Genomic DNA, 20,472 nt, shown 5'->3' on the forward strand with positions numbered 1-20,472 from the left:
CTGCCGCAGGCGGCGGCCATCGGCATTATCGGCGGCGCGGACGGCCCGACGGCGATTTACCTGTCGGGCAAACTGGCGCCGGAGCTGCTGGGAGCCATTGCGGTAGCGGCGTACTCGTATATGGCGCTGGTGCCATTAATCCAGCCGCCGATTATGAAGGCGCTGACCACGGAGACGGAGCGCAAAATCCGCATGGTGCAGCTGCGCACGGTGAGCAAGCGGGAGAAGATTCTGTTCCCGGCGGTGCTGTTGCTGCTGGTGGCGCTGCTGCTGCCGGACGCGGCGCCGCTGCTGGGGATGTTCTGCTTTGGCAACTTGATGCGCGAAAGCGGCGTGGTGGAGCGTCTGAGCGACACGGTACAGAACGGGCTGATTAATATCGTCACCATTTTCCTCGGGCTGTCGGTGGGGGCCAAGCTGGTGGCGGATAAGTTCCTGCAGCCGCAGACGCTGGGCATTCTGCTGCTGGGTGTGATTGCGTTCGGGATTGGGACGGCGGCCGGGGTGCTGATGGCGAAGCTGCTGAACCTGTGCAGTAAGAACAAAATTAACCCGCTGATTGGCTCCGCCGGCGTGTCGGCAGTGCCGATGGCGGCCAGGGTGTCAAACAAGGTGGGCCTGGAGTCGGACGCGCAGAACTTCCTGCTGATGCACGCGATGGGCCCGAACGTGGCGGGGGTTATCGGTTCGGCCATTGCGGCGGGCGTGATGCTCAAGTACGTGCTGGCAATGTAATCCAATCTAATCGGGAGCAGTGATTCTGCTCCCGCCAAATGAGGACACAGTAATGAGTGAAATGGTTGCGTTTCGGCAAGGTACATCCATGCCATCCAGAGAAACCATCTTGCATTATGTTGTTGAGACGGTGAATCAGATAACTGAGCTTGAGCCAGCGCTGCATTTACTGCCGTGGTCTGGCGTCAACTCAGCAATATATGAGCAACGTTTTGCACAGTGTTACGACGAGGGGCTTTGTGCCGCACAGACGTCGGCACCGAATGTTCCGCAGGGGATTCTGCCATCGACCGATTGGGCTCAGGGTATCGGGTTACTCTGTTTTGCCGCAGGGTATATGAGCGCAGGCGAGCGGCCATTAACACACAATCAGTTATGCGATTTCGTCAAACAGGCGGCTGTTGGTTTATCGCCGATTGAGGAGGAGGCGGCGAGCGGTTTCTCGACGGTACGTAGTATTGCATTACCCGTATTCAGGCGATTACAACGCGATGGTCACGCGTCTCGGATCCTGCTGTTACAAACGTTGCTGCATCTGGTTGCCTGGAAAAGCGCATCGCAGTATGCGCGTCAACAGGCGCAACGACTGCTCTGGATGGGCGGCATTCTGGGGGAAGGAGGCGAGTCTGGCTTATTGGCACTCGATAAGGCGCTGCGTGAAGAGGCCGTCGGGGAGAAAAGTCTCCCCGCTCTGCTGATTTTCACGAGTTTCCTGGCACATTTTCCGGCAGGGCCAGTCTTTATTGACTAGCCGTCGAACGACGCGGGCAAAAGCCGCGTCGTTTTAGTTCGACGCCGGGTATTCCTGCACCGTCACCTGGAATGTGAGCTGCTTATCATCCCGCATTACCACGACCGGAATGACGGAGCCCGGACGGATTTCCGCCACCTGATCCATCGTCTCCAGTGCGGACACAGCGGGTTTATTATTGACCGAAATAATCAAATCATTAACCTGAATACCGGCAAGCGCGGCGGGGCCGTTTGGCGTCACTTCATTAACGACAATGCCCTGAATCGGGTCCATGCCGCTACCCTGCTGCGCGTGCAGCGGTGCGATTTCTCGTCCGCCAATACCGATATAGCCGCGAATCACGCGACCGTCGCGGATAAGCTTATCCATAATTTTCGTGGCTAGCTGGAAGGGAATCGCAAAACCAAGGCCTTCCGGCGTTTCGCCATCGTTACTCTTATCAAAAGAGAGGGTGTTGATCCCCATCAGTTCGCCTAACGAGTTGACCAGCGCGCCGCCGGAATTACCGTGGTTAATCGAGGCGTCGGTCTGGAGAAAATTCTGTCGCCCCGTCGGGTTCAGGCCGATACGACCCGTTGCGCTGATGATCCCCTGGGTGATGGTCTGTCCCAGATTATATGGGTTGCCGATAGCCAGTACGACGTCGCCAATATGCGGTGTACGCTTTGTATTAATCGGGATGGTAGGCAGCCCGCCAGTGGCGTTGATCTTCAGCACCGCCAGATCGGTAAGCGAATCGGAGCCAACCAGTAGTGCTTCAAAGACGCGGCCATCCTGTAGCGCGACGATAATCTGATCGGCATCGTTAATCACGTGCTTGTTAGTAATAATATAACCGCGTTGATCCATGATCACGCCGGAACCCAGCGTGCGGATCTCCAGTTGATTATGCGCGGTACTGTTCATACTGCGGTTATAGACATTGACGACGGCAGGCGCGGCGCGGCGAACCGCAAAATTATAACTGGCTGGCGTCTCATCGGTACTGTCGAATTGCGGGACGGCGATAGGATTAATTTTGCGCAAAGAAGGCATGACGGCCAACAGAATAGCGCCGACAATTAAACCTATTGCGACCGAACGTAAGAGCTTCACAAACATGATGGAGGCGTCGTTAAAAAAGGGAACGGCAGCAGCATACCATGAGTTAACCGGACATCACATCGCAGGCTGATGCCCGGTTTAAGACAGGATTAGCGCAGCAATAGATAAATGTTCTCGTTGCCGCGTACTACCTGAAGAGCAATGATGGACGGTTTTGCCGCCATCACTTTGCGCATTTCGGCGATAGAACTGATGCGATCGCGATTAACGCCGGTGATAACATCATCTTTTTGCAAACCGGCCTGCGCGGCAGGACTGCTTTTTTCGACGCTATCAACCTTAACGCCTTTCGTCCCGTCTTTCAGCTGGCCGTCGCTCAACGTCGCGCCTTGCAACGCCGGGGCGATCATTTCGGCGCTGGCGGAAGAAGAGGTATTGGAATCCAGCGTGACTTCCACCTCCAGCGGCTTACCATCGCGCAGCAGGCCCAGCTTCACTTTCGTACCCGGTTCGGTGGTGGCGATACGTGAACGCAGTTCGGCAAAGCTATTCAGCGGCTTACCGTTAAGACTGATAATCACGTCTCCGGATTTCACCCCGGCCTTCGCCGAACCTGAATTGGGTAAAACCTCGCTGACAAAAGCACCACGCTGAACGTTCAGTTTGAATGCCTTAGCGATATCAGCGGTCATTTCAGTGCCTTTAATTCCCAGCAATCCGCGTTTGATTTCGCCGAACTGAATCAACTGCTGCGCCAGCGTCTGCGCCATATTGGAAGGAATAGCAAAGCCAATGCCGATACTCCCGCCACCTGGCGCGAGGATCGCGGTATTAATCCCGATCAGCTCGCCGTTCAGGTTAAGCAGCGCGCCGCCGGAGTTGCCGCGGTTAATAGAGGCATCGGTTTGAATAAAGTTCTCAAGCCCTTCCAGATTAAGCCCGCTGCGTCCCAGCGCTGAAATAATCCCGGAGGTGGCGGTTTGCCCAAGACCAAACGGATTACCGACCGCCACGGCGAAATCGCCGACGCGGAGTTTGTCGGAATCGGCGATGGCAATTTGCGTTAACTTGCTGGGATTCTGAATTTGTAACAGAGCGATATCGCTCTGGTCGTCGCCGCCGATCAGCTTCGCGTCGAATTCGCGTCCGTCATTCAGTTGAATGCTGATCTTTTGTGCCTGATTAATCACATGATTATTGGTTAATACATAGCCTTTCGCGGCATCGATAATCACCCCCGAACCGAGTCCTTCAAACGGCTGGGACGGCTGGTCTGGCAGATCCTCGCCAAAGAATTTTTTAAACTCCTCCGGCACTTTTTGGCTCTGGGCGGCGGTTCCCTCGACTTTTACGCTGACGACAGCAGGCAGCACTTTCTCCAGCATAGGGGCAAGGCTTGGCAGCGTCGCCTGGCCTGGTACCTGGCCTGGTATCGATGCAAGGGCTGGAAACGGTGCCGAAAGAGTTAACCCGACACTTAACGCTAATGCACTTAACAGCTGGGTGTGTTTTTTCATGGATGCTGCTCTCGTACCTTGAATGAACGGATAGACAATTCAAAACAGATTGATGTTATTGAATTTTCAGCCTGGTAACAATGATAATAGCTGGGACAGGAAAGATAGAGAGAGGGCGCAAGCGATGCGCCCGATAAATTTCTTAACGGCGTGCGATTAATCGCGCTTTGCGCCGCTACGTAACAGGCCAGACGCGCCTTCAGAATAATCACGTGGCATTTGTACTGGTGCCTGATCGTTGCTCGCCTCAGACTCCGCCAGACGGTTACGGAACGGATTCGACTCCGCAGACATTTCCGGCAGCAGGCTGCTGGAGCTTTTCGCCATATGCTGATACAGCTGGCGGTAATCATGCGCCATGGTATCCAGCAGTTCCGCGCTGCGGGCGAAGTGGCTAACCAGCTCTTCACGGTACTCTTCCAGCTCAGCTTTGTTTTTTTCCAGTTCGTACTGCAATGCCTGCTGTTGACGTAACTTACGATTACCAAAACGCATGGCCACGGCACCAATGATGATACCGACGACTAATCCAATTAGCGCATATTCCCAGGTCATGAACATCTCCCGTTGTCTTATGTTTCCGTAGGGTGTTGGCTCCAGGCTCCATGCCCGCGCCTGATTATGCCACTATAACCGCTAATTCCGTAGAAGTGGAATCCCGACAGCATATCGCGTAGTGTAGAACGGCCTTTTTTTCGTCAGCCGTGAACGACGGCACATCGATTTTCAAGGAATAACAATAACATTATGCAAAGCCTTTCCCCTACATCGCGTTATCTCCAGGCACTCAACGAAGGCACCCATCAGCCTGACGACGTACAGAAAGAGGCGGTCGACCGTCTGGAAACCCTTTATCAGGCGCTCACCGCGAAAAAATCGTCGGCTACGCCACCCGGCGGTCTGATAGCGCGACTGGGGAAATTATTAGGCAAAAACGAACCGGACACGCAAATACCGGTTCGCGGGCTGTATATGTGGGGGGGCGTGGGGCGCGGCAAAACATGGCTCATGGATCTCTTCTACCACAGCCTGCCGGGCGAGCGAAAACTACGCCTGCATTTTCATCGGTTTATGCTGCGCGTGCATGAAGAACTTACCGCGCTACAGGGGCAGATCGATCCGTTAGACATTATTGCCGATCGGTTTAAAACCGAGACGGACGTACTGTGTTTCGATGAGTTTTTCGTCACCGATATTACCGACGCCATGCTGTTGGGCGGTTTAATGAAAGCGCTGTTTGCACGCGGCATTACGCTGGTCGCGACCTCCAATATTCCGCCGGATGAACTCTACCGCAACGGTTTGCAACGCGCCCGCTTCCTGCCGGCTATCGATGCCATTAAACAGCACTGCGATATTATGAATGTGGACGCCGGCGTCGATTACCGACTGCGGACGCTGACGCAGGCCCATTTATGGCTAACGCCGCTTAATGATGAAACCCGGCGGCAAATGGATAAACTATGGTTGGCGTTAGCGGGGGCCGCGCGCGAGCACGCTCCGACGCTGGAAATCAATCATCGCCCTTTATCCACCCTGGGCGTTGAAAACCAAACGTTAGCGGTCTCTTTCGCTACGCTGTGCGTCGAGGCCCGCAGCCAGCATGATTACATTGCGCTCTCAAGGTTATTTCACACGGTTCTGCTGTTTGACGTGCCGGTCATGACGCCGCTGATGGAGAACGAAGCGCGCCGCTTTATTGCTCTGGTGGATGAGTTTTACGAGCGCCACGTTAAGCTGGTGGTCAGCGCCGCCGCGCCGTTATATGAGATTTATCAGGGGGAGCGGCTCAAGTTTGAATTTCAGCGCTGTCTGTCGCGCCTGCAAGAGATGCAGAGTGCGGAGTACCTCAAGCGGGAGCATATGCCGTAAGCCGGACAAGCGCAGCGTCCCGGCATTGTGCGGTATTATATCTGTGCAACCTCCGCGACCGAGGGTGAACCAGGCCTGAACAAAACCCGCGGCAAATCGCAAAAAGGGGTCGATCTTTGACCTGGACTTCTCTATAATCCTGCGACCCCACGTTACAAGAGAGTTTTTTCCCAAACTTTCTCTGTGCCGGCCAAACATATCCGAGGGGGTAGGTTTACCGGACTTTGTCGTGTGAACCTCAACTATTTAAAACGTTTGGGTGTTCACCAACGTGTAACTTATTTATTTGGGTAAGCTTTTAATGAAAACTTTTACAGCTAAACCAGAAACCGTAAAACGCGACTGGTATGTTGTTGACGCGACCGGTAAAACTCTGGGCCGTCTGGCTACTGAACTGGCTCGTCGCCTGCGCGGTAAGCACAAAGCGGAATACACTCCGCACGTAGATACCGGTGATTACATCATCGTTCTGAACGCTGACAAAGTTGCTGTAACCGGCAACAAGCGTACTGACAAAGTGTACTATCACCACACCGGCCACATCGGTGGTATCAAACAAGCGACCTTTGAAGAGATGATTGCCCGCCGTCCTGAGCGTGTGATTGAAATCGCGGTTAAAGGCATGCTGCCAAAAGGCCCGCTGGGTCGTGCTATGTTCCGTAAACTGAAAGTTTACGCGGGCAACGAGCACAACCACGCGGCACAGCAACCGCAAGTTCTTGACATCTAATCGGGATTATAGGCAATGGCTGAAAATCAATACTACGGCACTGGTCGCCGCAAAAGTTCCGCAGCTCGCGTGTTCATCAAACCGGGCAACGGTAAAATCGTTATCAACCAACGTTCTCTGGAACAGTACTTCGGTCGTGAAACTGCCCGCATGGTAGTTCGTCAGCCGCTGGAACTGGTCGACATGGTTGAGAAACTGGATCTGTACATCACTGTTAAAGGTGGTGGTATCTCTGGTCAGGCTGGTGCGATCCGTCACGGTATCACCCGCGCTCTGATGGAGTACGACGAGTCCCTGCGTGGCGAACTGCGTAAAGCTGGCTTCGTTACTCGTGACGCTCGTCAGGTTGAACGTAAGAAAGTCGGCCTGCGTAAAGCACGTCGTCGTCCGCAGTTCTCCAAACGTTAATGGGTTTCTGCTTCGGCAGACAACTGTTAGCGAAAAAACCCGCTTCGGCGGGTTTTTTTATGGCTAAAGTCCGAATCCAGTCTCTTTTCCTCCCTATCTTTAGCATTATTCTCATCTTATTCATCTTTCATGCACGCTCAGAGAAAAGGAAGTCACAGTGGGATTTTTTAACGCATTGTTTACTAAGAAAGAGTCGTTAATGCTGTCGAATAAATGGGAATTCTTTATAACAACGGTGGATGACCATGTTACGGGGATACGTGTGGATATCGGCGCCATCCAGGATGAAAAATTTGATCGCCTTATCCATACCGGGTTCTTACGTGTTCATTACACCAACTGTTATGAAAATGGTTTGCCGCAGCCCGATGAAACACAGCGTTTAAATCGTATAGAGGACTGGCTTGATGAAAAGGGGAAGACGTTTCCGATCTGGCTGGTGGGTGTGGTTACCCAACAAGGCTGGCGCGATTTTGTGTTCATGTCGGAAGAGGATCTTAACTGGGAAAAGACGCTGGATAAATTGCTCGCTGGTGGCCCGGAAATCTCTTTTAGTTATAGAGAGAGTCACAATGATAAAGGAAACTTTTACCGCCAGTTCTTGTATCCAACCCGATACGACTGGAACTGGATACACGATTCCCGTGTGTGCCGGGGATTACAGGAACAAGGTGATGATCTGACGCTTCCGCGCGCTATTGATTATTATGCGACATTGCCTACAGAAGTCGCAGCGCGTGACCTGGCGCAAGATATTGCTGCATTACCGTATGGCATAACGCTGGTCAGTATTCGAATGAATGACTCGCAACAGGGGTTTATAGCGTCTTTTATCAGCACCGATGCTCCGCAACAATGGCATATGACAGAAATCACTTGCCAGCTTACCGATCTGGCTGAAAAGCATGGCGGCAGTTTTGATGGCTGGGGCGCACCGGTAGCACAGGCATAACAGGCGAAAGACAATATCTCAGGTGGGGCGAGCATTTCAGACCAGGAATATCTCTTTTTCCTCATTTCCAGAATCGACTCACCACAAAGGTCACAAAATCTGGTAAACTATCATCCAATTTTCTGCCCAAATAGCGGGGAATGTTCATTTTTTGTCTCGTTTCTGAGCAATGATGGCTTTTTTCGCCCTGGGTGACATAACATCTGGCTGGTCACATTGTGGCTGGTAGCAGTAAAAATTCTGAATATACCTGGAGGTTTTCATGGCTGTCGCTGCCAACAAACGTTCGGTAATGACGCTGTTTTCTGGTCCTACTGACATCTATAGCCATCAGGTCCGCATTGTGTTGGCTGAAAAGGGTGTTAGTTTTGAGATCGAACATGTGGAAAAGGACAATCCACCTCAGGATCTGATTGACCTCAACCCGAATCAAAGCGTTCCGACACTGGTGGATCGTGAGCTGACCCTGTGGGAATCTCGCATCATTATGGAATATCTGGATGAGCGTTTCCCTCATCCGCCGCTGATGCCGGTTTATCCGGTCGCGCGCGGTGAAAGCCGTCTGTACATGCACCGTATTGAAAAAGACTGGTATACGCTGATGAACGTCATCGTAAACGGGTCTGCTTCCGAGGCCGACTCTGCGCGTAAACAACTGCGTGAAGAGCTGCTGGCGATTGCGCCGGTATTTGGTCAGAAACCGTATTTCCTGAGCGACGAATTCAGCCTGGTTGATTGCTACCTGGCGCCTCTCCTGTGGCGTTTACCGCAGTTGGGTATCGAATTCAGCGGCGCAGGGGCGAAAGAGCTGAAAGGCTATATGACCCGCGTCTTTGAACGTGATTCTTTCCTGGCTTCTTTAACCGAAGCTGAACGTGAAATGCGCCTCGGTCGGGGTTAACCTGTATGGATTTGTCACAGTTGACGCCGCGTCGTCCTTACCTGTTGCGTGCTTTCTACGAGTGGTTGCTGGATAACCAGTTGACCCCGCATCTGGTGGTGGATGTGATGCTGCCTGGCGTGCATGTCCCTATGGAATATGCGCGCGATGGGCAAATCGTCCTTAATATTGCGCCACGGGCGGTAGGTAATCTGGAGCTGTCTAATGATGAAGTGCGTTTTAATGCGCGCTTCGGCGGCGTTCCCCGTCAGGTTTCTGTGCCTTTGGCTGCGGTGCTGGCGATTTACGCCCGTGAAAACGGCGCAGGCACCATGTTTGAGCCTGAAGCCGCCTATGATGAAGACGTTGTCAGCTTAAATGATGATGACAATACCGCAGGCGCGGAAAGCGAGACCGTGATGTCCGTCATTGATGGCGATAAGCCCGACCACGATGACGACAGTAGCCCTGATGACGAGCCGCCTCCGCCGCGTGGCGGACGTCCGGCGCTGCGTGTAGTAAAATAATCAACAGGCCCGGAAGGGCCTGTTTTGTTTGGTCTCCTCGCGGGTTCACCCTGCTTTTGAAGCTGTGTTACGATAAGCTTGCTATTATTTGCCACCGACCACTCATGAATGGACGTTATGAACGCATTTGATTCGCAAGCAGAAGATTCACCGACATCCCTCGGGCGTAGTTTGCGCCGCCGCCCGCTGGCGCGTAAAAAACTGTCTGAAATGGTTGAGGAAGAGCTGGAGCAGATGATCCGCCGTCATGAGTTTGGCGAGGGAGAACAGCTACCGTCTGAACGTGAATTAATGGCCTTCTTCAATGTGGGGCGTCCCTCCGTGCGTGAAGCGTTAGCTGCGCTGAAGCGTAAAGGTCTGGTGCAAATCAATAACGGCGAACGCGCCCGCGTCTCGCGCCCCTCTGCTGATACCATCATCAGCGAACTGTCGGGTATGGCGAAAGATTTTCTTACTCATCCTGGCGGCATCGCTCACTTTGAACAGCTACGGCTTTTCTTTGAATCCAGCCTGGTACGCTATGCGGCGGAACATGCCACCGACGAGCAGATCGCGTTGTTAACGAAAGCGCTGGAAATTAATAGCCAGTCGCTGGATGACAACGCGCTGTTTATTCGTTCGGATGTCGAGTTTCACCGGGTGCTGGCTGAAATTCCCGGCAATCCGATCTTTATGGCTATTCATGTTGCTCTGCTGGACTGGCTAATCGCCGCTCGCCCAAGCGTTCCCGATCGTGAGCTGCATGAACATAATAACGTGAGTTATCAACAGCATATTGTGATTGTTGATGCCATTCGCCAGCGAGATCCCGATAAAGCGGATCGCGCTCTGCAAACCCACCTCAATAGCGTTTCCGCTACCTGGCACGCGCTCGGTAAAAAAAGTCAAAAAATGCGGTAGCGATCGCACCTCCGATCCCGGTTTAGTGAAGCAGATCGCACTATAAGCGTTCTGTATTATTTGCTGCTTATTTGATCTGGTATAACAGGTATAAAGGTAGGTAGTTAATATATTCATCATCCGTAGAGGTAGGTATGGCAAAAGCATTGCAAGGCGTAATGGCGGCGTTATTGACCCCATTTGATCATCAGCAGCAACTGGATAGCGAAAGCCTGCGCCGTCTGGTGCGTTTTAACATCGGGCAGGGTATCGACGGGCTGTACGTTGGCGGTTCCACCGGGGAAGCATTCGTACAGAGCCTTGCTGAAAGAGAGCAGGTACTGGAGATTGTCGCCGAGGAGGCGAAGGGAAAAATCACGCTGATCGCCCATGTCGGGACGGTAAGCACCGCAGAAAGCCAGCAGCTTGCCAGCGCCGCAAAGCGTTACGGTTTTGATGCGGTCTCTGCGGTGACGCCTTTTTATTACCCTTTCAGTTTTGAAGAGCACTGTGACCATTATCGGGCAATCATTGATTCCGCAGATGGATTGCCGATGGTGGTATACAACATTCCGGCGTTAAGCGGCGTAAAACTTACCCTCGATCAGATCAATACGCTGGTGACATTACCGGGCGTGAGCGCGCTGAAGCAAACCTCCGGCGATCTCTTCCAGATGGAGCAGATCCGCCGCGCGCATCCGGATCTGGTGCTGTACAACGGTTATGACGAAATCTTCGCTTCCGGTCTGCTGGCGGGCGCGGACGGCGGTATCGGCAGCACATACAACATTATGGGCTGGCGTTATCAGGGGATTGTGCAGGCATTACGTGAGGGCGATGTGGCGAAAGCGCAGCGCCTGCAAACCGAGTGCAATAAGGTTATTGATTTACTGATTAAAACCGGCGTATTCCGCGGCCTGAAAACGGTCCTGCATTATATGGACGTGGTATCGGTGCCGCTGTGTCGTAAACCGTTTGCGCCTGTTGATGAAAAATACCTGCCGGCGCTCAAGGCGCTGGCTCAACAACTGATGGAAGAAAAGGCGTAACAGCATAATGCCGGGGGCGCTACGCTTGCCCGGCCTACAACAGTGTGAGCGGTAGGCCGGATAAGGCGGAGCCGCCATTCGGCATAACGACAACAAAAATCGTCGGGAGAGTAAAATGAGTACTTCTACCCAGAACATCCCGTGGTATCGCCATCTCAACCGGGCGCAATGGCGGGCATTTTCCGCTGCCTGGCTGGGATATCTGCTTGATGGTTTTGATTTTGTGTTGATTGCTCTTGTACTGACTGAGGTACAAAGCGAATTTGGGCTGACGACGGTACAGGCGGCAAGCCTGATTTCTGCGGCTTTTATCTCTCGCTGGTTCGGCGGGTTATTACTGGGCGCGATGGGCGATCGCTATGGGCGTCGTCTGGCGATGGTCAGCAGCATCATTCTGTTTTCGGTGGGAACCCTGGCCTGCGGGTTTGCGCCCGGTTACACCACCATGTTCATCGCCCGACTGGTGATTGGTATGGGCATGGCGGGCGAATATGGTTCCAGCGCGACCTATGTGATTGAAAGCTGGCCAAAACATTTACGCAATAAAGCCAGCGGTTTTCTGATTTCCGGCTTCTCCGTCGGCGCGGTCGTTGCCGCGCAGGTGTACAGCCTGGTGGTGCCTGTCTGGGGCTGGCGCGCGCTGTTTTTCATTGGCATTTTGCCAATTATCTTCGCCCTCTGGCTGCGGAAAAACATTCCAGAAGCGGAAGACTGGAAAGAGAAACACGCGGGTAAAGCGCCGGTACGCACGATGGTTGACATTCTTTATCGGGGCGAACATCGCATCATCAACATTTTAATGACCTTCGCCGCCGCCGCTGCGCTGTGGTTCTGTTTTGCCGGTAACCTACAAAATGCTGCGATTGTGGCGGGGCTGGGACTACTGTGCGCGGTTATCTTTATCAGCTTTATGGTGCAGAGCAGCGGTAAACGCTGGCCCACTGGCGTCATGCTGATGCTGGTGGTACTGTTTGCTTTCCTCTATTCCTGGCCGATTCAGGCGCTATTACCCACTTATCTGAAAACCGAGCTGGCCTACGATCCGCATACGGTGGCGAATGTCCTGTTCTTTAGCGGATTTGGCGCGGCGGTTGGTTGCTGCGTAGGCGGTTTTCTTGGCGACTGGCTGGGAACGCGTAAAGCCTATGTCTGTAGCCTGCTGGCCTCGCAAATCCTCATTATTCCGGTCTTTGCGATTGGCGGCACAAACGTCTGGGTTCTGGGTCTGCTACTGTTTTTCCAACAGATGTTGGGGCAGGGGATTGCCGGGATTCTGCCGAAACTGATCGGCGGTTACTTCGATACCGATCAGCGCGCGGCGGGGCTGGGCTTTACTTATAACGTCGGCGCGCTCGGCGGCGCGCTGGCGCCGATCCTGGGAGCACTGATCGCTCAACGTCTGGATCTGGGCACTGCGCTGGCATCGCTCTCTTTCAGCCTGACGTTTGTCGTGATCCTGCTTATTGGGCTTGATATGCCGTCTCGCGTACAGCGTTGGCTACGTCCGGAAGCGTTACGTACCCACGATGCTATCGACGACAAACCGTTCAGCGGAGCCGTACCGCTTGGCAGTGGTAAAGGTGCCTTTGTAAAAACGAAAAGTTAATCCGCTTGCCCGGTTTTAAACCGGGCAATATTTGTAAGGGAGTAGTATGTCGTTACTTGAACAACTGGATAAAAATATTGCCGCTTCTGGCGGCCTGATTGTCTCCTGCCAACCCGTTCCGGGCAGCCCGCTGGATAAGCCGGAGATTGTAGCGGCAATGGCGTTGGCGGCGGAACAGGCGGGCGCGGTTGCGGTGCGTATTGAAGGCATAGACAACCTGCGCGTGGCCCGCTCGCTCGTTTCGGTACCCATTATCGGCATTATCAAACGCGATCTGGACGACTCTCCAGTGCGCATTACCCCTTTTCTCGACGATGTAGATGCGCTGGCGCAGGCCGGCGCAAATATTATCGCCGTTGATGGAACCGCTCGGCAACGGCCGGTAGCCGTTGAGGCGTTGTTGACGCGCATTCATCACCACCATCTACTGGCGATGGCCGACTGCTCATCCGTGGACGATGGTCTCGCCTGTCAACGGTTGGGCGCGGACATTATCGGCACGACAATGTCTGGCTACACCACCCCCGATACGCCGGAGGAACCCGATCTGCCCTTAGTCAAAGCGTTGCATGACGCCGGATGCCGGGTGATAGCCGAAGGGCGCTATAACTCGCCAGCACTGGCGGCGGAGGCGATCCGTTATGGCGCATGGGCGGTGACGGTAGGGTCCGCCATTACCCGTCTGGAACATATCTGTGGATGGTATAACGATGCATTAAAAAAGGTGGCGTCATGACTACGTTAGCAATCGATATTGGCGGTACTAAACTTGCCGCCGCGCTCATCGACAACAACTTGCGCATTAGCCAGCGTCGCGAGCTGCCGACCCCTGCGAGCAAAACGCCGGACGCGTTACGTGAAGCATTAAAGGCGCTGGTTGAACCGCTACGGGCAGAGGCGCGTCAGGTAGCGATAGCCTCTACCGGGATCATTCAGGAAGGGATGCTGCTGGCGCTAAACCCCCATAATCTGGGCGGCTTGCTACACTTTCCGTTAGTACAAACACTGGAAACGATCGCTGGCCTGCCGACGCTGGCGGTGAACGACGCGCAGGCGGCGGCCTGGGCGGAGTATCACGCGCTCCCTGATGATATCCGCGATATGGTATTTATCACCGTTTCAACCGGCGTTGGCGGCGGCGTTGTCTGCGACGGCAAGCTTCTTACCGGAAAAGGCGGTCTGGCCGGGCACCTGGGACACACCCTGGCGGACCCACACGGTCCCGTATGCGGCTGTGGACGCGTTGGCTGCGTAGAGGCTATCGCCTCCGGACGAGGGCTGGCCGCGGCGGCGCGGGACGATCTGGCGGGATGCGATGCCAAAACCCTATTTATTCGCGCTGGCGAAGGTCATCAGCAGGCGCGACATCTGGTAAGCCAATCCGCGCAGGTAATAGCGCGGATGATCGCCGATGTGAAAGCGATTACCGGCTGCCAGTGTGTGGTTATTGGCGGCAGTGTAGGGTTAGCTGAGGGATACCTGGAGCAGGTTCGCGCGTTTTTGATGCAAGAGCCTGCGCCTTATCACGTGGCACTGAGCGCCGCTCACTATCGGCATGACGCAGGATTATTAGGCGCTGCTTTGTTAGCTCAAGGAGACACATTATGATGATGGGGGAAGTACAGTCGCTGCCTTCTTGCGGGTTGCATCCGCGACTGCTGGATGCCTTGACTCTTGCGCTGGCGGCAAGACCGCAGGAGAAAGCGCCGGGGCGCTATGAATTGCAGGGCGACAATATCTTTATGAATGTAATGCAGTTAACGACGCAAATGCTGGCAGAGAAGAAAGCGGAATTGCATGAACAATACATTGATATTCAGCTACTACTAACCGGCGTCGAGCGTATTGCGTTTGGGATGTCCGGTGCCGCTCGCCAGTGCGAGGAGATGCACGTTGAAGAGGATTACCAGCTTTGTAGTCAAATTGCCGACGAGCAGACTATTACGCTGCAAGCGGGGATGTTTGCTGTGTTTATGCCGGGAGAACCACATAAACCGGGATGTGCAGTGGGTGAGCCAGATGACATCAAAAAAGTGGTAGTGAAAGTACGCGCCAGTCTGCTGGCGGCCTGAATCTCTTGCCGCAGCAGTCTTCCGAACGCAGCCCCTTACGGGCTGCGTGGTGAATGTGCCGGAGAGCGCGGGTATGACGGGTTAACGCTTAAACGTCACGGCTTCCGGCTGGGTCAGGTGCAGCGTCGTCTGGCTCGGCACCGTTTCGGCAATAACCCGCCCGTGGCGAATCGAGTAACGGGCAGGCGTCTGGCGACGTACCGCATCAAATCCATTCTCAGCGGGTAAGATAACCAGATTCGCGGCATTGCCGACGCTCAGACCGTAGTCCTGTAAATGCAGGGTTTTTGCGCTGTGGGTAGTGATCAGATTTAACCCATCGTTGATTTGCCCATACCCCATCAACTGGCAAACGTGTAACCCCATATGCAGCACCTGCAGCATATTTGCGGTGCCTAATGGATACCACGGATCGAAGACGTCATCATGGCCAAAGCAGACGTTGATCCCCGCTTCCAGCATCTCTTTCACCCGCGTGACGCCACGACGTTTCGGGTAAGTGTCAAACCGCCCTTGCAGATGAATATTCACCAGCGGGTTGGCGACGAAGTTAATCCCCGACATTTTCAACAGGCGGAACAGGCGTGACGCATACGCGCCGTTGTACGAGTGCATAGCCGTGGTGTGGCTGGCGGTCACGCGCCCCCCCATGCCATCACGATGCGCCAGCGCCGCGACCGTTTCGACAAAGCGAGACTGCTCGTCATCAATTTCGTCGCAGTGCACATCGATCAAGCGATCGTATTTCTGCGCCAGTGCAAAGATTTTGTGCAGCGATTCAACGCCATATTCCCGCGTGAACTCAAAGTGCGGAATGGCACCAATAACGTCAGCGCCCAAACGCACGGCTTCCTCTAACAGCGCTTCACCGTTGGGATAAGACAGAATACCTTCTTGCGGAAAGGCGACGATTTGCAGGTCTACCCACGGCGCAACCTCTTGCTTCACTTCCAGCATGGCTTTCAGCGCGGTGAGCGTAGGATCTGAAACGTCAACGTGAGTACGAACGTACTGGATGCCGTTAGCCATCTGCCATTTCAGGGTCTGCATCGCGCGCGCTTTCACATCTTCATGCGTGAGCATTGCTTTACGTTCTGCCCAGCGCTCAATCCCTTCAAACAGTGTGCCGGACTGGTTCCAGCTCGGTTCACCCGCCGTTTGCGTGGTATCCAGGTGGATATGTGGCTCAACAAACGGTGGAATAGCCAGACCGCCTTCGGCATCAAGCACTTCGCCCTGCGGTAACGATGCGGCTTCCTGAGGCTCAATCCGGCTAAAGCGCCCGTTTTCAATCGTAATCTGCCATAATCCTTCGTGTCCCTGCAGACGCGCCTGACGAATGGTGATGTTATTGTTCTGCATGGCTGACCTCTGGTGATTTAGCAAGGCTGCGGTTGAAAAGTGGATTCAGCAGGATATAGCTGAAGACGCCGCCGAGTACGGCGTTGACGGGCACAATACCAGGAACATAATGTCCGGCGGCGATGCCCAGCGCGACGGAAAGAATAGCAATCCAGTTAACGGGAATAAAGCGCACGGTGTTGAAGTCGGCATAGCGGCGGCGGTTCAACAGATAGTCGGCAATAATCACTCCGCCAATCGGTGGGATGGCCGATGACAGGAACGTCAGCCAGCCGACAAAATTATTGTAAAGCCACAGCGCGCACACGGTACCGATAATCCCGTTCACCACCGACAGCGTGCGGCTGGAAAGACCGGTAATATTGGCGAAGCCCAGACCCGATGCGTACAGCGCGTTATCGTTGGTGGTCCAGATATTCAGGCCGAGCACCACAATCGCGGGCAGCAGCAGCCCCTGCGCTATCATCACGTCAGAGATATCCGCCTGACCGACAGCGGCAGCGCCTGCCGCGCCAAAGATAAACATCAGCGAGTTGCCGAGGAAAAAAGCGACCATCGCAATCAGTACGGCGCTTTTGGCATGACGCCCGAAGCGGACGAAGTCGGCGGTTAATGTACCGGCGCTGACAAACGAGCCCACCACCAGCGCCAGCGCGCTGGAAAAATCCAGCGGCGTCTGCGGCACTATCGTTTTTAAATGCTCCAGCCCACCCACGCCGCTGACCGCCAGCCAGACGGAGTAGCTGCCCAGAATCACGATCGCGGGTACGGCAATGATAGACAAAATGGTCAACGCCGAGATGCCGAAAAAAATGGTCAGGGTCATCAGCAGACCCGAAACGGCAATCAGAATATTGGCATCAATGCCCGTCGCTTTACTGACCGGAATAGCGAACATCGCTACGCCAACGCCAAACCAGCCTACCTGTGTGCCGCCAAGCAGCAAGGAGGGAAGCCATGAGCCTTTAACGCCAAAGGAGTAACGTGCAAGGAGGTGGGTGGAGAGTCCGGTTTTTGCGCCGATGTAACCAAGAAATGCAGTGTAGATACCGAGGAGGAGATTACCGAAGAGAACTGCGAGGAAGAAATCATTATAAGAAAGACCGGTGCCGAGTGTCCCTCCGGTCCACATACTGGCGGAAAAAAACGTTAAACCCAACATGACAAACGTCAGTGGAATCACGCCCTTCCGCGCCGCCAGAGGGACGGGGCCCTGGCTATAATTGTTGTCCTGCGACACAACGCCTCCATGAATTTTGCCCAAAAAATCCGCCGCATAATATACAGTTCTCAGAATAAAGCAAACGTTTTCGTGTGATATTTTCTTGATAATTATTCATGGAATTAATGGTTCGCTAGTTTTTCTCCGTTGTCAGTGAACCACCGCGTGTGAGTTGAGTTTCCAGCATGGTTTGCGAACGAATAAGTTCGTCTGTGAGTAATTTTTCGTCGGGCAACTGCACTTTGTACTCGCTCGCCATGATGGTGTTTGGCAGGCCAGTCAGCGCGTAATGCGCTTCCCCCGCGCCTTTCCCTGCGCACAAAACCAGGCCGACTGGCGGGTTTTCTCCGGGCATTGTCCAGTGCTCTTTGGCATAGTTCAGGTACATATTCATCTGCCCGGCATCGCTATAGCTGAATTTGCCTACCTTCAGGTCAACGAGCAACAGGCAGCGCAAGCGACGATGGAAGAACAGCAGATCGACGCGGAACCAGCTGTCGTCTATGCGTAGTCGGCGTTGGCGGCCAACAAAAGCAAAATCGTCACCGAGCTCCAGCATAAAGTCCATCAGGTGGCTGAGCAGCGCGTCTTCGAGATCTGATTCGGAATACTCGTCCTTCAGGTTAAGAAATTCCAGAATGAACGGGTCGCGTATGGCTTGCTCCGGCAAAACGTTTGGCTCGGCGGGTGCAGGCTGCTGCAACATGGCGGATTTGTCGTGGGACAGTAGCGTTCGTTCGTAAAATTGAGTGGCGATTTGCCTGTCGAGCTGCCGTACGGACCAGCCGTTACGTAGCGTCTCTTTCTCGTAAAAAGTGCGGGCATCGGGATTTTTTACCGACAAGAGGCGGACATACGCCGACCAGGGGAGTGGGAAAGATTTAGCCAGTTGCGCCAAATGGAGAGATTCTCCAGACACTGTCTGGAGAATCTCAATTTTTTGAAAATAAAGATAAAACTTTTTAAATTGCCATAGATTACTGGCAGAAAAACCTCGTTTATATCTTTGGCTTAAATCCTGTGATAAACGATCAATTAGCTGTTCACCATAAGCAGCTCTGGCTTCACCGCCTTGTTCAAATTCAACAATGCGTCGACCCATTTCCCAATAGGTTGCTGTCATGATGGTGTTGATGCTGCGAACGGTTTGTGTCCGCGCTGTATCCAGCAGTTGAACAATTCCGTTATGAATTTGCTGATATTCATCAGACTGTGGCGCTAAAGTTGGATTCGTCATGTCATCCCTTACGTGATAGTTTCATTGTGAAATTAGAACGCTATCAATACGCTTCAGGCGTAAACGGATCAATCCATGAACGGATTTTACATGGCATTACATCTCGATTTACGAGCGGGTTTCCAGAATCGGCAGGAGAGATATTGAGGAGAGGAATATCGGCTCCCCAGCCATCAGCACAAGGCATCAACCGGGGAGCCGGAAGGGTTACACTTCGAGGTAGTTCATAATCCCGTCAGCCGCCTTACGGCCTTCGGCAATCGCCGTCACCACCAGATCGGAACCGCGCACGATGTCGCCACCGGCGAAGATTTTCGGGTTGCTGGTCTGGAAAGCATTATCGCTGCGTTCCGGCGCGATAATTCGTCCCTGCGAGTCCAGTTCCACGCTGTGTTTCGCCAGCCATTCCATGCTGTGTGGACGAAAACCAAACGCCATCACCACCGCATCAGCCGGAACCACATGCTCGGAACCGGCGACGATCTCCGCCCGCCGACGGCCTTTGGCATCCGGTTCGCCCATTTCAGTGCGCACCATTTTTACGCCGCTCACTTTGCCGTTGGCATTGACTTCAATGCCCAGCGGTTGAACGTTAAACTGAAATTCGACACCTTCCTCGCGCGCGTTTTTCACTTCGCGTCTGGAACCCGGCATGTTCTCTTCATCACGACGATAAGCACAGGTTACGTGCGTTGCGCCCTGACGAATGGAGGTACGTACGCAGTCCATTGCGGTATCGCCGCCGCCCAGCACCACCACGCGTTTGCCTTCCATGCTGACATATGGTTCGTCGCTGGTTTCGCCAAACCCCATGATCTGCTTCGTATTGGCGATCAGGAACGGCAGAGCGTCGAATACGCCGTCCGCATTTTCATTTTCCAGCCCGCCGCGCATTGACTGATAGGTTCCGACACCAAGGAACACCGCGTCGTACTCTTTCAACAGCTCGTCAAGCTCGACGTCGCGGCCCACTTCGGTATTAAGTTTGAACTCAATACCCATGCCGGTGAAGATCTCGCGACGGCGGGTCATCACCTCTTTTTCCAGTTTGAAAGCTGGAATACCGAAGGTCAGCAGGCCGCCGATTTCCGGATGGCGATCAAAGACTACCGCCTTCACGCCGTTGCGGGTCAGCACGTCGGCGCACGCCAGCCCTGCCGGACCTGCGCCGATAATCGCTACCCGTTTGTCCGTCTGGCGCACGCCGGTCATATCCGGGCGCCAGCCCATCTCAAACGCTTTATCGTTGATATAGCGCTCAATGTTACCGATGGTTACTGCACCGAACTCGTCGTGCAGCGTACAGGAGCCTTCACACAGGCGGTCCTGCGGGCAGACGCGGCCACACACTTCCGGCAGGGTGTTGGTCTGGTGCGATAGCTCAGCCGCCTCAAAAATACGCCCTTCGTTAGCCAGTTTCAGCCAGTTCGGGATGTAGTTATGTACCGGACATTTCCACTCGCAGTAGGGGTTCCCGCAGGACAAACAGCGATCCGCCTGGGCTTTCGCCTGACCTTCAGAAAACGGTTCGTAGATTTCAACAAACTCGATCTTACGGATCTTCAGCGGTTTCTTCGGCGGATCAACGCGCTGCAGGTCGATAAATTGATAAACATTCTGGCTCAT

At 54.0% G+C, this 20,472-nt stretch carries 21 protein-coding genes; 14 read left to right on the forward strand and 7 right to left on the reverse strand.

Translation table 11 applies throughout. The annotated features are described in order from the left end of the window. Positions 1-735: sodium ion-translocating decarboxylase subunit beta (locus NAZ64_RS21115; RefSeq protein WP_483641028.1), on the forward strand; the 735-nt coding region annotated here is incomplete at its 5' end. A gap of 19 nt (positions 736-754) precedes the next feature. Next, positions 755-1,486: a triphosphoribosyl-dephospho-CoA synthase gene (locus tag NAZ64_RS21120; RefSeq protein ID WP_220569605.1), complete on the forward strand. Its 732-nt coding sequence runs from the start codon at positions 755-757 to the stop codon at positions 1,484-1,486. Positions 1,487-1,519: 33 nt separating this feature from the next. On the opposite strand, the gene degS is transcribed toward NAZ64_RS21120, so the two are convergent. The 3 genes from degS to zapG form a co-directional block, all read right to left on the reverse strand. Further along, positions 1,520-2,590: an outer membrane-stress sensor serine endopeptidase DegS gene (gene degS, locus NAZ64_RS21125; protein ID WP_000497705.1), complete on the reverse strand. Its 1,071-nt coding sequence runs from the start codon at positions 2,588-2,590 to the stop codon at positions 1,520-1,522. A 92-nt stretch (positions 2,591-2,682) separates the two neighbouring features. Continuing rightward, positions 2,683-4,050 (reverse strand): serine endoprotease DegQ, encoded by a 1,368-nt coding sequence (gene degQ / locus NAZ64_RS21130; RefSeq protein WP_023217459.1) that lies wholly within the window; start codon positions 4,048-4,050, stop codon positions 2,683-2,685. Between the two features lie 156 nt (positions 4,051-4,206). Continuing rightward, positions 4,207-4,605 (reverse strand): Z-ring associated protein ZapG, encoded by a 399-nt coding sequence (gene zapG, locus NAZ64_RS21135; protein WP_001519074.1) that lies wholly within the window; start codon positions 4,603-4,605, stop codon positions 4,207-4,209. A gap of 192 nt (positions 4,606-4,797) precedes the next feature. Here zapG and zapE point away from each other — a divergent pair, with 192 nt between their 5' ends. The 12 genes from zapE to nanQ all read left to right on the forward strand — a co-directional run bounded on the left by zapE (position 4,798) and on the right by nanQ (position 15,025). Then, complete coding sequence (zapE, locus tag NAZ64_RS21140) at positions 4,798-5,922, forward strand: cell division protein ZapE (protein ID WP_024797488.1); 1,125 nt, start codon at positions 4,798-4,800, stop codon at positions 5,920-5,922. A 301-nt stretch (positions 5,923-6,223) separates the two neighbouring features. Further along, on the forward strand, positions 6,224-6,652 hold the full coding sequence (gene rplM, locus NAZ64_RS21145; RefSeq protein ID WP_000847559.1) for a 50S ribosomal protein L13: 429 nt from the start codon (positions 6,224-6,226) through the stop codon (positions 6,650-6,652). 15 nt (positions 6,653-6,667) lie between these two features. Further along, complete coding sequence (gene rpsI, locus NAZ64_RS21150; protein WP_000829815.1) at positions 6,668-7,060, forward strand: 30S ribosomal protein S9; 393 nt, start codon at positions 6,668-6,670, stop codon at positions 7,058-7,060. A gap of 199 nt (positions 7,061-7,259) precedes the next feature. Further along, positions 7,260-8,012 carry a DUF695 domain-containing protein gene (locus tag NAZ64_RS21155; protein WP_077948637.1) on the forward strand — a complete coding sequence of 251 codons (753 nt, stop codon included), beginning with the start codon at positions 7,260-7,262 and terminating at the stop codon, positions 8,010-8,012. Between the two features lie 262 nt (positions 8,013-8,274). Then, positions 8,275-8,913, forward strand: coding sequence for a stringent starvation protein SspA (sspA, locus tag NAZ64_RS21160; protein ID WP_000257298.1), 639 nt, complete (start codon positions 8,275-8,277; stop codon positions 8,911-8,913). A 5-nt stretch (positions 8,914-8,918) separates the two neighbouring features. Next, positions 8,919-9,419 (forward strand): ClpXP protease specificity-enhancing factor, encoded by a 501-nt coding sequence (sspB, locus tag NAZ64_RS21165; protein WP_000366112.1) that lies wholly within the window; start codon positions 8,919-8,921, stop codon positions 9,417-9,419. Between the two features lie 108 nt (positions 9,420-9,527). Further along, positions 9,528-10,319: a transcriptional regulator NanR gene (nanR, locus tag NAZ64_RS21170; RefSeq protein ID WP_000382926.1), complete on the forward strand. Its 792-nt coding sequence runs from the start codon at positions 9,528-9,530 to the stop codon at positions 10,317-10,319. 134 nt (positions 10,320-10,453) lie between these two features. Then, positions 10,454-11,347: an N-acetylneuraminate lyase gene (gene nanA / locus NAZ64_RS21175; protein ID WP_001029667.1), complete on the forward strand. Its 894-nt coding sequence runs from the start codon at positions 10,454-10,456 to the stop codon at positions 11,345-11,347. A 115-nt stretch (positions 11,348-11,462) separates the two neighbouring features. Continuing rightward, the gene (nanT, locus tag NAZ64_RS21180) at positions 11,463-12,953 is read left to right on the forward strand and encodes a sialic acid transporter NanT (protein WP_000108071.1); all 1,491 of its coding nucleotides are present in this window, start codon (positions 11,463-11,465) and stop codon (positions 12,951-12,953) included. Positions 12,954-12,999: 46 nt separating this feature from the next. Further along, a complete protein-coding gene (locus tag NAZ64_RS21185; RefSeq protein ID WP_115285633.1) occupies positions 13,000-13,689 on the forward strand; it encodes an N-acetylmannosamine-6-phosphate 2-epimerase in 690 nt (229 codons plus the stop codon). Beyond that, a complete protein-coding gene (nanK, locus tag NAZ64_RS21190; protein WP_079826531.1) occupies positions 13,686-14,561 on the forward strand; it encodes an N-acetylmannosamine kinase in 876 nt (291 codons plus the stop codon). The genes NAZ64_RS21185 and nanK overlap by 4 nt, the downstream gene beginning before the upstream one ends. Next, positions 14,558-15,025: an N-acetylneuraminate anomerase gene (gene nanQ, locus NAZ64_RS21195; RefSeq protein WP_115285635.1), complete on the forward strand. Its 468-nt coding sequence runs from the start codon at positions 14,558-14,560 to the stop codon at positions 15,023-15,025. Before nanK ends, nanQ begins: the two co-directional genes overlap by 4 nt. A gap of 81 nt (positions 15,026-15,106) precedes the next feature. Here the strand turns inward: nanQ and NAZ64_RS21200 are convergent, their stop codons facing one another. The 4 genes from NAZ64_RS21200 to gltD all read right to left on the reverse strand — a co-directional run bounded on the left by NAZ64_RS21200 (position 15,107) and on the right by gltD (position 20,472). Beyond that, complete coding sequence (locus NAZ64_RS21200) at positions 15,107-16,387, reverse strand: cytosine deaminase (protein ID WP_483641029.1); 1,281 nt, start codon at positions 16,385-16,387, stop codon at positions 15,107-15,109. Beyond that, on the reverse strand, positions 16,374-17,627 hold the full coding sequence (codB, locus tag NAZ64_RS21205; RefSeq protein WP_000076263.1) for a cytosine permease: 1,254 nt from the start codon (positions 17,625-17,627) through the stop codon (positions 16,374-16,376). Before codB ends, NAZ64_RS21200 begins: the two co-directional genes overlap by 14 nt. Positions 17,628-17,742: 115 nt before the next feature. Then, the gene (locus NAZ64_RS21210) at positions 17,743-18,846 is read right to left on the reverse strand and encodes a PDDEXK nuclease domain-containing protein (RefSeq protein ID WP_115285636.1); all 1,104 of its coding nucleotides are present in this window, start codon (positions 18,844-18,846) and stop codon (positions 17,743-17,745) included. Between the two features lie 207 nt (positions 18,847-19,053). Then, positions 19,054-20,472: a glutamate synthase subunit GltD gene (gene gltD / locus NAZ64_RS21215; RefSeq protein ID WP_000081633.1), complete on the reverse strand. Its 1,419-nt coding sequence runs from the start codon at positions 20,470-20,472 to the stop codon at positions 19,054-19,056.

The sequence above is a fragment of the Salmonella sp. A1325 genome (genome assembly GCF_056991255.1).